This is a genomic window from Paenibacillus sp. (assembly GCF_035645195.1).
Lineage (GTDB): Bacteria > Bacillota > Bacilli > Paenibacillales > YIM-B00363 > Paenibacillus_AE.
Map to the genome: position 1 here is coordinate 117,627 of NZ_DASQNA010000016.1, position 12,702 is coordinate 130,328.

The 12,702-nt window shown below is 46.5% G+C and carries 12 protein-coding genes; 3 read left to right on the plus strand and 9 right to left on the minus strand.

Features of this window, described 5'->3' with window-relative positions; translation table 11 throughout:
• Positions 1-5 precede the first annotated feature (5 nt).
• From VE009_RS08055 to VE009_RS08090, 8 genes are all read right to left on the minus strand, one after another.
• A complete protein-coding gene (locus VE009_RS08055; protein ID WP_325006876.1) occupies positions 6-1,799 on the minus strand; it encodes a copper amine oxidase N-terminal domain-containing protein in 1,794 nt (597 codons plus the stop codon).
• Between the two features lie 323 nt (positions 1,800-2,122).
• Complete coding sequence (locus VE009_RS08060) at positions 2,123-2,476, minus strand: nucleotide excision repair endonuclease (protein WP_325006877.1); 354 nt, start codon at positions 2,474-2,476, stop codon at positions 2,123-2,125.
• 95 nt (positions 2,477-2,571) lie between these two features.
• Positions 2,572-4,125: a tetratricopeptide repeat protein gene (locus VE009_RS08065; protein ID WP_325006878.1), complete on the minus strand. Its 1,554-nt coding sequence runs from the start codon at positions 4,123-4,125 to the stop codon at positions 2,572-2,574.
• A gap of 288 nt (positions 4,126-4,413) precedes the next feature.
• On the minus strand, positions 4,414-5,793 hold the full coding sequence (locus VE009_RS08070) for a PAS domain S-box protein (RefSeq protein ID WP_325006879.1): 1,380 nt from the start codon (positions 5,791-5,793) through the stop codon (positions 4,414-4,416).
• 65 nt (positions 5,794-5,858) lie between these two features.
• Entirely contained in the window at positions 5,859-6,677 is an 819-nt protein-coding gene (locus tag VE009_RS08075; protein ID WP_325006880.1) for an alpha/beta hydrolase, read from the minus strand.
• Positions 6,678-7,130: 453 nt separating this feature from the next.
• A complete protein-coding gene (locus VE009_RS08080) occupies positions 7,131-7,373 on the minus strand; it encodes a hypothetical protein (RefSeq protein ID WP_325006881.1) in 243 nt (80 codons plus the stop codon).
• 70 nt (positions 7,374-7,443) lie between these two features.
• Entirely contained in the window at positions 7,444-7,698 is a 255-nt protein-coding gene (locus VE009_RS08085) for a hypothetical protein (RefSeq protein ID WP_325006882.1), read from the minus strand.
• 287 nt (positions 7,699-7,985) lie between these two features.
• Positions 7,986-8,633 (minus strand): hypothetical protein, encoded by a 648-nt coding sequence (locus VE009_RS08090; RefSeq protein WP_325006883.1) that lies wholly within the window; start codon positions 8,631-8,633, stop codon positions 7,986-7,988.
• Between the two features lie 159 nt (positions 8,634-8,792).
• Here VE009_RS08090 and VE009_RS08095 point away from each other — a divergent pair, with 159 nt between their 5' ends.
• The 3 genes from VE009_RS08095 to VE009_RS08105 all read left to right on the plus strand — a co-directional run bounded on the left by VE009_RS08095 (position 8,793) and on the right by VE009_RS08105 (position 11,717).
• Positions 8,793-9,743 carry a YndJ family transporter gene (locus tag VE009_RS08095; protein WP_325006884.1) on the plus strand — a complete coding sequence of 317 codons (951 nt, stop codon included), beginning with the start codon at positions 8,793-8,795 and terminating at the stop codon, positions 9,741-9,743.
• 142 nt (positions 9,744-9,885) lie between these two features.
• On the plus strand, positions 9,886-10,839 hold the full coding sequence (locus VE009_RS08100; RefSeq protein WP_325006885.1) for a DUF2935 domain-containing protein: 954 nt from the start codon (positions 9,886-9,888) through the stop codon (positions 10,837-10,839).
• The gene (locus VE009_RS08105; RefSeq protein ID WP_325006886.1) at positions 10,836-11,717 is read left to right on the plus strand and encodes a DUF2935 domain-containing protein; all 882 of its coding nucleotides are present in this window, start codon (positions 10,836-10,838) and stop codon (positions 11,715-11,717) included. The genes VE009_RS08100 and VE009_RS08105 overlap by 4 nt, the downstream gene beginning before the upstream one ends.
• A 593-nt stretch (positions 11,718-12,310) precedes the next feature.
• On the opposite strand, the gene VE009_RS08110 is transcribed toward VE009_RS08105, so the two are convergent.
• A complete protein-coding gene (locus tag VE009_RS08110) occupies positions 12,311-12,622 on the minus strand; it encodes a hypothetical protein (RefSeq protein WP_325006887.1) in 312 nt (103 codons plus the stop codon).
• Positions 12,623-12,702: the final 80 nt, after the last annotated feature.

Here is a 12,702-nt window from a genome sequence, read left to right on the forward strand (position 1 = left end):
TCCCCTTATTTCTTCAAGCTTGCAATATAATAGGGCAGCCACATGGCGCTGCCGTCCGCCCATTTACCGGCGTCGTAGGCCACCATTGTTTTGCCGTTTCCATTATATAGCAGCGACCAATTAATACCGTCCGGTCCGTTCTCCAGAATGATGGAGTACTCATAACCGTATACCTCATTGACCTTAGACGGCCGCCATTTCCCGGATACCGTTGTCTTTGTCTTAAAGGTATAAGTTCCGTCCGCATGAATCGTCAGGGTGCCTCCATCGGCGCCTGGGTTATATTCATGTGTAGCGTAATTGCCCGTATCCTTGTAATACAAATTTGTCGCGCCGCCCTCGATCCAAAGATCGTAGTTTCCAACGAAGGACGTGAAATCATATTCTTTCGTCGCGAATTGGTCAATTTGGTCCGGATTGTCGGAAGCTTTCACACCTTCATAAGTCGGTATCCAGTAGACCGTAATTTTCGTATTGTACAAAGCATTATTGGAATAGGCTCCTTTTCTGAGCAGTTCAATCTTACCTTCCGTCAGCGGAACAACCGCCCAGTCCGCCTCTTCCATAGCACGGTGTAAAATAAGCGAGGAGGGGTTGTTTTCCACCTCGTTTTCCTTTGCGATGCTCCATACGCCGGCATACTCGCCTTGGTGCCTCATTTTGATAGCGTAGGTGCCGTCTTGATAGATGCTTAATGATCCGCTTTGCGGATCCGATGCCGAAGACTCTTTGATTCGAACATCCCAATTACCGAACATGGATACAACGAATCCTTGTCCTTGCGCCGGCTTTTGAACGGAGGTCTGATTCGGTAGTGCAGCAGCCAATTCGCCTGAAATTGTAATGGAACCTGTTGCTTGATCGAATTGCACCTGCTGGTTGAAATTTTCGCTGATGAACCGGAGCGGTACGAGTGTTGACTGACCGATGATCCTTGGCGGAACATCCAGTTTCTTGCTTACCCCGTTGATCATCGCTGTCGGTTTGTTAATCCACAGTTCGATCGTCTGTGTGCCCGAGGTTAGGCTGATTTTCTGCTCAGCCCCATCCCATTTCACTTCGGCTCCTAGCGCTTCGGCCAGGAAGCGGAACGGTACGAGCGTGGTGCCGTTCACGACGGCCGGCGGCGCTTGCAGCGTTGTTTGCTTACCCTGTACGATAGCGGAGTTTTGGCCGATTGTAAGCGTAATGGAAGATTTACCTTTCGAGACTGGTGCAGGCGTCGGAGCGACGGGGGGTTGGGTCGGTGCGGATTCCGGTTTGGGGACTGCCGGGGGAACTTCCTGCACCGGTGTAATCGTACTGGGTGCCGCAGCCTCCCGCTCCAGCACATAACTGAAGGAGACGCTTTGGTAGGAAGACCCATTCTCAGGGGACAGTCGATCAATCTGAAGCTTCGCGTAACGGCCATCGCTGAGCATTACTAGGTAAATGTCGCCCGCCGCTAAGGTATACGAATTCGTAAAACCCGTAAGATCCCGGGACGTTGAGGCGGTCAGCGGTTCGTTGGGCAATTTCAAGATTGACGCAGCCCCGATTGCGCCGTACTGATTGATGACAAAGTCAGCTTCCGTCGGTTCGGCGGTGGTACGCTGCTCAGAAAGCGCGAAGCCTCCCCGATCTAAAACGTTTCCAGACCAATTCAGTGTATAGGGATGGAGAGGCTGGTAGATTCCGGTTTTGACCTCCCCCCATTGCAAGGCGCCGCTGCCCGCCTCCGCCTGAATGGGCTGAGAAGAGAACGGCAGCAGCAGGGTTGCTACGACAACCGAAAGCAGGAAGGTGAATACTTTTGTCAAATGGCACACTCCTTCGAATTCTAATATGGTTTTATTCGGTTCGCGAGGAAATTTCGATTAAATTGTAGCATATTAGTCGGATATTTTGGGCACATTTCAGGAATAATTTGTGCCTTAAGCCGGATACGTGCGAAGCCCATAATCCATCTAAAGAAGTAAAAAAGTCCTCAGTTACAGTGAAATTATGCAGAAAGCGCTTGTTACTATTCTTAATTTTATTTTCCCATTTTCTAGAAAACAGGTAACGGGACTAATTTCTACAACGAAAAAAGCAATGTGCCTATCCCCTTGGGATTCGGCGCATTGCTCCTGTTGATCGACATTTATGGATTTATTTTATCTACGTTGTATTTTGCCCCAAGCTTGTTCGCTATATAGATTTCGTAAATTTCCCGCTCCACGGGATCCTCTACGATGCACACCTCTATTTTCGCCACTTCATCCCTGTGATTCTTGATGGGCGAGACGGTATCCTCAAAATGCTTCTTAATCCGCTGCCGTAACTTCCGAGCCTTTCCGACAAAGAGCAGTTCGTCCTTGCCGTTGTAGAACATGAAGATGCCGCCTTTTTCCCTGGTGATCAGGTGGAAATCCGTAAACCCATAAATATGACTCAATTCTGGAGCCTCTTGTTTATAGATCGTTACTTCCGGCGTTGGGATGGTAATCGTTATCAAGTTTAACCACGTCCTCTTAACATATAGGGTTACATCGTAACATAGATAATCGTTATCGTCTCTTTAAAAGTAGTATATACCTATATGGATCGCTGCTATTCAAAATGGTTAATCAACGCCAATGCCTCTTCATGATCAGGCTCGAGCTCCAACAATTTTCGTAAGTACATCACCGCATCTTCGACTAACCCTAACTCGAAACAACAAATGGATAGACAATAAAAAACGGTTGATACGACCTCTTCCCGCTCCTGACGTATCGAAGTTTCCAAAAACCATTTGGATTTTTCGTACATCCCCATCTCAAACAGTACCAATCCGGCATCGAGCGCTAAGTCATAACGCTGCTGCTCCATGGCGTAATACGATGACCACATCATCTGTATGCCTCTCACAATATCCTGCTTTTCTTCGTCGTTTGCATCCGGTAATAGTTTGGATATCTGCTTCGTGTTCTGAACGAAAAATTCTGCATCATATCCGCCCAAACGCCAAAAACTTAATAATTGCTGCATTCCCATGCTATCTTGATTGCGATCCACCCAGACCTTCAAACTAAAAAACTCGTCCGGACCGAAACGTTCAATACTTCGGCGAAAAGCCAATCGAATATTTGCATAATCCATGGGTTTGTCCAAGTTGAGTATACAGCCGACATTTAAATTTTTATAATGATGCGGGGGGAATAACGCGGTTGCTCCTCTCTGCTCGAAGACGTGCCGAATCGCGTGGTAGTTTGCCGTTAAAGAGAAACTTCCATGCAAGATCAACTCCGGCGGTTCCGCGAACTTCCAGCTATCCAGTAAGTGATCTCCTTTGTCCGCCGTGATCAATACGAATCCCGCTTGAGATAACCGATTCAAACGTTCCAAACAATCTAACCCAGAGACAGGAAATAAAATATGCGAGTCTTCGAGTTGTTCCCGGTACATGGAAATGACATCATAGTAAGGGTAGTTTTTTTGTTCGTACTCAGGCGCCCGTCGATACTCATATTGTAAGGCGATTTGCTGTAACCATTCCGATGCTTTCATCTCATCGTTACGTTCGGGATATTCGACAATGACATCTGCTTCATAAATTTGCCCGTCACCAATATAAATCAATTCTTGTGGAATGCTATCAAAAAAGTAATTGGCAATAATGATTAACGGTTGTTTTACATCTCCTGCACGAATCGTCGTGCCGGATACAACGAGGTCTAGCACTGTATCATGGACTGCATCGAATCGCGCAAAATCCAGTAATCCCTCGGTAATATAAGATTGTAGGGCGGGATGTGCCTTCCAAGCCATCACATTGTTTATCGCCAGATCCGTCATGATATACCGGAACGAAGGCAGCGAGATCCCCGCGTAGTCCCTCAACTGGCACAACTCATGCAAGACATGGTAAGCAAGACGTCCCGCTCCTGCTCCAAGTTCCACAATGTAAACAGGATTTTCCAGATCCCCTTTATTGGCTCGGTCTTGAAGAAACCCAAAGATCATTTCTGCATATGCAGCGGCGATCATGGGATTACTCGTTATAAATTGAGGAACTTGGTCATTCCTCCACGCCTCCGTTCCTTCCTCTTCATAATATTTACGCTGGAAATCCCAAATAGGCGCTTCACTGAAGCGGTAACGTTCTTTTTTATACCCTGTCATTTCAACGCTCCTGCTCCCTGGGTGTTATTTCAAATCGCCGCGGCCATCCGCAAACATGGCTGCTCCTTTTTCATTTTCCCACTTTTGCCTTTATTTAAAACTTTGCTCCATGAACGGGTTGAACCCCTGACATGCCCTTACTATACTAACACCGAATGCCCGCGGCTAACAGCGAACTAACAAGATTCCGTCACTGCTGGCTGCGTCTCACTGTACTCCGTAACCGGTTGTCGGCGAAAAAAATAGCCTGCGACTACGCAGGCTAGAAATGGATGTTCTACCAAACAACTAATGCTCCGTTGGAATATCGTTTTGCGACGTATTCCCTAATGGCAAAATTACCTTAACCGTGGTTCCTTCATTCAACCTGCTTGAAATGTTCAGCGATCCTTGATGGTCTTCAATGATTTTACGACAAACCATAAGCCCTAACCCTGTTCCCTTTTCCTTTGTGGTATAGAAAGGTTCCCCAATTCGCTTCAGTTTGTCTTCGGGTATGCCCTCACCCTGGTCAATAATGCGTAAGCAAATGCTGCCCTCTTCGTGTTTGTTAACCGATATCATCACTTGCCCGCCATTTGGCATTGCTTCTATCGCGTTTTTAAGGAAATTGATAAATATTTGCTTCATTTGATTCTCATCGCATTGTATGAAAGCCGGCACGTTATGTTCGCACTTCAATTTCACTTCAATATTGTACAAATGCACCTGCGGATCCATAAGTGTGCAAACCTGCTCAAGCAAGGCTCTTATATCCACTTGCTTTAATTTCGTAGCTTGCGGTTTGGCCAGGAGCAATAACTCGTTTAGAATGAGTTCGATTCTGTTCATTTCATCTGTCAAAATTTCAAAATAGTAAGGCTTTCCGTGACCCTCCGCTTTCATCAATTGATGAAATCCCTTGATCGACGTTAAAGGATTACGAATTTCATGGGCAATGCTCGCAGCAAGCTGACCCGCTAAGCTCAGTTTCTCCGAATTCAAAAGCAGCTCATGGGTCTTTTTCCTTTCTGTGATATCCCGTATGATGGCACTCCAGTAATATTCGCCGTTCGTTTGCCAACAATTGAGAGAGATCTCCGCAGGGAACTCCGTGCCGTCCTTTCGAAGTCCGCTCAATTCGACCATTCGTCCAATCGCCATGGATTGTCCTGTGTCGCGGAGACGCTTAAGGCCTCGACGGTATGTCTCTTTGAGATGCTCAGGCACAATAATCTCGAGATCTTGTCCGATGGCTTCCTGTTCTTTATAGCCAAAAAGCGCCTCTGCCCCTTTATTCCACGCTATAATTTTCGTGCTTTGATTTGCCAAAATAATGGCGTCGCTTACCGATTCGACGATCGCTTGCTTGGCCTGCTGCGCTGCTTTCTTCGCGAGTAGCAGCTCATGTTCGAGTTTTTTTCTATTCACTGTTTTAATAAAGATACAATCAATGACCGTTACTCCGTCCTGTTCGCGACACATCCCATTAAGGAGGACTGGCACTTCAGACCCGTCGCCGGATTGCAAAGTGAAGTACATCTCCTCCACCTTGCCATGCATCTTCAGCATAGGAAAAATATACACTTGGTAGAAAAGCTTGCTCGGCTCCGTTAAAATTGCATCCACATGCCGACCCTCAATATTGCTGCGCTCTGCATTGATCCACTCCAAGAGCTTATCATTCATCGACTGAATGAAGCCCTCTAGAGATAATGATAAAAACCCACATGGCAACTGATTTGCATGGATGATCATTTATCTTGCGACATTGTGAGGTAGTCATTGATCAGTGCTACGGTTTCCTCCGGATGGCTCAAATGAGGACAGTGTCCCGTTGCTTGCATATATCGGATGTCGCTGCCAGGCATGTGGCGAAGAAGGTATTCCCCTACTTCTCTTGGAGCGATCGCGTCTTCAGCGCATTGCAAAACAAGCGACGGAACGGTCGCTTTCGATAATTCCTTCCGGTAATCAGATAAGAAGGTCGCCTTTGCGAAGTTGACGGCAATGACCGGATCGGTCGAACAGAAGCTTTCTTCCAATTCCCCGGATAATTCCGGGCGATCCGCATTTTGCATAATAATAGGGGCCAGATAATTTGCCCATTGGATATAATTTTTCTCCATCAATTCAATGAGACCTTCCAACGCGCTCATTTCAAACCCGCCGGCGTACTCAGGAGGATCATTCAAATAACACGGAGAAGGTCCGATCATGATGAGTCGTTCGAAGTACTTGGGATCCTGTATAGAAGCGAGCAGGCCGATCATCCCGCTGACGGAGTGTCCTACGAAAATAGCCTTCTCTAATTGGAGAGAAGCAAGGACATCCAATACATCTTGGGCATAACCGGAGAGTTGACTGTATCTTGTATGGTCGTAGTATCGAAGGTCGGTCTTTCCTGCGCCTACATAATCGAAGGTAATAACGCGATAATCTTGTTCAAACGCCGGAGCGACATACCTCCACATTCTCTGATCGCAACCGAAACCTGGAGCAAAGATGATGACCTTATCGCCAGATCCTGTTATTTTCACGTCATTTCGCTTTATAATATCGATGTTGTCCACACAGAGCTCCTCCTTCATTATAAAACGAGAAACATTATGAAATTGAAATATTATCCTAACAATGAATTCTAACAAATTATTTGAAATAATTATACATTTTTTCGGAAAATCAGCCTCAGCAGGATCATTCCGTTAGGTCTGTAGCAAGCTATTTTTGAACAACCCACCCTTTTCAAATTTGTAACCACCCTAAGGAATTCTACATAGACTAATATGGAATATACAGGTGGAACTGGCGGAAAGCATACCTAAAATGACGGCTGCGAGCTCCTGGACTACAAAATGCGGCTCAAAGAGGCTTGGCTAAAATCCAAGGGTATTCTGACAAAAAGGGAAAGAGGGCAAGCCCTACAAGGCGGCCGTGGTGGCTTGCGCCAACACGTTTATGCCATCCTTAGTAAGAGCTAGCCCTCTCGAACCTAACACATAATCACTTGACAAGCATCGCTGATGTTACTGTCCAGCCTCTTCTTCTTCTTCCTCTTCTTCCTCTGCTGCGCCGAAGGACAATCCATCAATCTTACCAGAATCCATGATCACTACCTGACCTTCTTCGTCTACAAAATAGGCCAACTCGTCATTAAGGTTCATAAATTTCTGAACAACAACCGGTGCTCCGTTCAAATAAACGGTCCCGAGTGTATAATTGGGCGGCAGCTTCTTCAAGAGATCCACAATGGATTTTTGGCAATTCATGTTATACCTCTCCTTTATATGAATAATAGGGGATAAAGTTTAGCTTTGTTCCCTTCTTAGAACCGTCAATTTATTGAGCTTCCTCTTCCTCTTCTTCTTCTTCCTCTTCGGCTGGGGCAAAAGAAATTCCATCGATCTTGTGGGAGTCAAGCACCACAACTTGGCCGTCTGCAATGAAGTAACCGAGATCATCGCTATCAAGGTTAGAGAATTGGGTAACCGGTACCGGTTGACCGTTCAAGTAAATCGTTCCAACGGAATAGTTCGGAGGCAATTTCTCCAGCAATTTGCTCAAACGATTCTTCTCGACATGGTTTCCACTCATAGAAAACACTCCTTTAAGTTTTCTTTTTTTTAGATAATACCTTTGAAGCTCCACCCAAACGACCTGATTGCCTTCTCTTCTTCTTTTATATAACCCCCTTCCAACTGAAAACTGCTCCCTTGTACTCATAGTGAGAACAAGGAAAGCAATAAAATTCCCCCCTACAACAAAGTGTTGGTTTACACCAACCTCCTGAGCTAGGAGATTACTTTATTGTATGGGGGGACATCGTCTTTGTTATAAGGTAAAAGCGTATTTATGCAGAATTGGTCTTTTGTACAAATACCTTACTTCCCGGTATCCTGAAGCTGCCCTAATGCAATCCCATCAATTTCTGTACAGGAAAGGGAAGAAATACGGGTGCCATCGGATATGAACTTCACCTCTCCCGATGCTTCATCTACATGGATCAATTCGTTAACCTGGATGACCGTTCCTTTGGTGTAAATTGCGGACAATCGATAACGTGGGGGCAGATCCATAAGAACCCGGCAAAAGGTTTTCCCTTGATCACCGTTCTTTAAGACAGCAGGCTCTTCGTTTGGATCGACGTTGGAGTCAACCTGTACCGAAGGTTGATTTTCTTCCACCAGTTTAGGGTAAAGCTCAATCGGTTGCGGGGAGTAAGCTTCTTCTTGTGGAGAGTAAGTTATAGGATCCAATAATTCATTCGGTTGGTTCCTTCGTGACTTCTTATCCCTGCTGTATTTCCGCGGCGACTTCAGGGATTTGAATTTTCTGCGTGATCCAACAGGCCTTTTTCCATTTTCCTTTTTGTCGATTCTCCTTTCCCGCCTCCCCTTCCTTACAGCCTTACAAAGGTGATCCTGTTTGGAACAAAAACACTTGATTTTCTTCGTATTAATCCACAAATTCGGTATACGACCGACGGTACATATTGATAATTTAGGGCATCCAAGCCTTCTTTTTCCCAAATCCACACCTCCCTTAACTCCCTAACATGATATGTATCCTGTATAAAAAAAGGGGGCCCATTTTTCCGAACTTTAGGAAAACCTGCAGTTACTTATGATACGGTTCACTGTAAAATCAAATTATAAAGAAAGGTACATCGATTCTGGGGGCAAGCAACGATGAAATCATTAATAACACCGACGATTCCCGGTGGGATCATAACCATGATCGTATTTAATCTAGATTATTTCCAATTCAATCTTGTCGAAAAATTCCTCCTGTTTGCGACTTTCGTCATTGTCCCTCTTGTGATATTACTCTTGGGCCGTGACGAAAGGGACCAGCATCAACGGATAATGTATGTTGTTATTAAACTGCTTCAATTTCCAGCGGCGCTTCTTGCTTTAGCCTCCGTAATGAGCAGTAAGACGTGGGGGCTGGGAAACACTGCATTACCAGGGCTTCTCTCCCTCGGGTGGTTGCTGTTTACCCTAATGCTCTGCATCTATGGCCTAACCATGATTATGAACCACAAGGGAAGAACAGGAGAAATAGCGATCGGCGCGGGGCTCGTTTACTTTTTTATCGGAGGTTTCTGGTTCGCCCTATATCAGTTTCAACTCGACTTCTTTCAAGCTAATCCCGCAACGCACGCACTGAGTTCGGTCCATTTTCATTTCTCGTCTGCGATCGTTCCTATTTTTATCGGTGTACTGGGACGGGTCATGACGAAAAAAAGATGGTATCCTTGGGTCGTTGCCGCCGATCTCATCGGACCCATTCTAATCGCTGTCGGTATTATGTTCTCGAAACCGCTTGAGTATATTGGTGTCACCTTATTCGCCTGTAATATAACGATTTACACCACTTATCTCCTTGCTTACTTGAGGAAAGGCCCTCTGCACAGGAAAGCAACCTTCTTTTTATTTCTTTCCTGCATTGCTTTCTACACGATTGTCGTCCTTTCCATTAGCTATCCGTTACTGAAAAATGCGTTTTCCTTAACCATACTCGATTTTATTCCGATTTATGGTTTGCTGCATGCGTTTGGTTTTGTTCTTTGCGGACTGGTCGGATGGGTGTACATGATGGACTCTCTAGAGAAAAATCCGCATGTTTACGAGACATAGCACGGCGAAACAGTTCGGTGAGTCCCCCCTTCGTTCCCACCGGGTTTCACATTTTCAGTCGTTTCCGGAGCATACTTCCTGTTCCTTAGGGAAACCTGATTTCGTGGTCCTAAAATTTGGAATACGGGGTGAACTTACAACGATGGAACCGCCTGTTCAAGAGGGGATGCCGGACACAGTCGAAGACCCGGCTCGCTTTTTCCCGGAAAACCGCGTGTTGGAACCCTTGCCTCGTGCGGAGGTGGAACCCACTCAGGATGACTTATTCATGCGAATCAGCGGGGGGCGCAAATTGGCCGATTGGGAATTCGTGGAGCGTTCCCTTGAGGAGAACCGTTTCTGGATGCGGGTGATGATGGAGCATGCCTTCTTCCTAAAGATTACCTTACCCAATGAAGCAACCGAATTTCTACAACTGGCCGAGGAATTCGAAGCCTCCTTCGCCAAACAGCTGCACCGTGCGCTTCACGAAACGCCTGCCAACCCGTCCGACGTCGAGAAGCTCAACCTCGACAGCATTGACTTACTCACTCGGGCTATGGAGTATAAGCAAAACGTGTTCTACCGCAATGTGAACGGCGATTTTCGCGGCATGAATTGGACCAAGACGGCAGAGCATATTCGGCGGGAACCGCTTTATGTGATCAAAACCCTCTTACGACTAAACAGTAAAGTCGAACGCCCGCTGATCGAGGAATTGGTGGAGGACAACGAGTTTTTCCTGAAAATCATGGCCGAGCATGGCGTATTCGCGCTGCACTTCCTTGACCCGGACGAGGACGATATTCTCGACTTGGCCCGATTAATGGGGGATAAATTTAAAGTATTGACCATGCAAGCCCGGAACTTGGAAATCGAGCCCCCATCGAAGACGGCGATTCTCTCCCAACTTACGATCTTCCGCGGGTCGACCCTGCTCTTCCACGGTCTTATGGAGGAAGTGCATCGCTTAACCCAAGAGAAAGAAATCCGGGGGGTCGCGGACCCCAACATCATTGGACATATCACCCGCGAAGCAGGGAAGTATCTAACCGTATTGGACCGTATGGAAGCGCGTATTAAAAATACCCCTATCCCGAGGAGGTATGAACAGTGACGACCATCATATTGCCCCGATTCCTTCCGAAGCTCGGGTTACGTGAAGACCCCACGGATCCTACGGCGATATATTCGTTCCACGACAACATCGAGGAGCATGAATCCACGACATTAAGCGATCAGGAATATATCGAGCGGTCGTTGGAAGAAAACCAATTTTGGCTGCGTATCATGATGGAACATTCCTTCTTTCTGCGGTCTGGGCTTCCGCCCGATGCGACCCGGTTGATTAAGCAGGCCGAACAATTCGAGATCGTGTTCGAGAAGCAATTGGACCTTGCTTACAAAACCCCCGCCGACCCGCAGGAAATTAGCAAGTTGAATGAAGAAACGCTCGTCCTGACCCATAAGATTGCCCTGTTTAAACAAAATGTCATGGAGGAAACCCTCGGCAAACTGAGGGGGTTCAATTTCCCACTGCTGATTGACCATGTAAGAAGGGAAGCCATTTACTTTTTAAAAACACTTAAGCAAATCCAAAGCCGGCGCGAGCATCCCGTCACCGACGACGTGATCGACGAGAACATCTTCTTCCTGCAGATTATGGCGGACCATTCGAAGTTCATCGCCCATCTGTTGGACCCCCAAGAAGAATCGCTCATCAAACTGTCTCGCGACTTTGGGAAACAGTTCGACTTATTGGTGTACCAGGCCCGCAACTTAGATTTCGGTTCTCCGTCCACCGAGGTCATGCGCGATCAGTTGACTATGTACAAAGGCGCAGCTTTAGAGCTTCGTTCCTTTAAAGAACAGGCGACCAAATTGATCGAAGCCTGTCAGGTACGCAGCATTATCGACCCGAAATTAGCTTCCCACGTCACCCGAGAAGCAGCTAAATTCCTCTCCATCATCGATCGATTGGAATCGCGCTTGTAATCGTGCTCGCTAAGTCTCCATTGAAATTTGGAGGCTTAGTTGCATTTTTGCGCTTATTTGCGGACGTTCACCGCGCTACCCTGCCACACGTTCCGCCCTGATTTATGTTACGGCTCTCCGCGCTGTTTATTACGGCAAGTGATTGTGGCCAATCTTCGTATTTCATCGCTTAATTTGCGATTGACAGGATACACTTCTTTCAATGAAATTTAAAATGCGAAGTGCCGATTCGGGAACACGATCATATCCCTGTACCATGTCTCCTACGATTTCTGCAAAACGAGGGTATCTTTGCTCCATCCGCCTCTCATTTCCGAACGGATCAGGGAAGTAATCCACCTCTTGCTCCAACAGATGGAGCACGGATAGAATATTGTCGACAGCATAACTTTGAACAAACCTCGTTGCGGATAGGCGCTCTCCCCTCGCATATCGGCCAAGTCCCACATACAAATTTTTTAAAGCTTCATTCAAAGGAAAGTCCAAGGAGTCCTTTTTTATGCTGGGGATCGGGTTGGAAGGTTTAGAAATCCCCGCATTGCTGTACAAGGGATCCTTCCACACGACCCGACCTTCCGTATAGGAGGCGTTCTTCAACTCCCATTCCTCGAATACCGCACATTCCCATAAATTCCGTCCTCGAACAAAACTTTATACCCTACATCAGAATTCCGAAAAGAATAGGCAAGGGGGTGAACTTCTTCGAGCCAATCTAACTGGTCGATATATCTTTCTTTCTGACCCGGCTTCACGATGACAAAGAAATCCAGATCCGAAAACTCATCCATCCGTTCTAACTCGATCCCAACGGAACCGACTCCTAATAATAAAAGAACTCCTCCCTTGCGTTCGAGCGACTTGCCGATCTCGTCGAGCCGTTGCAACAGCAGTTCTGTTTTCGGCACATGAATCCTCCTTTGGGTTTGAGAATGCAAAAAAGGGTCCAACCCACTTCTCAGCGAGGTTGAACCCTAAGGTTACATTG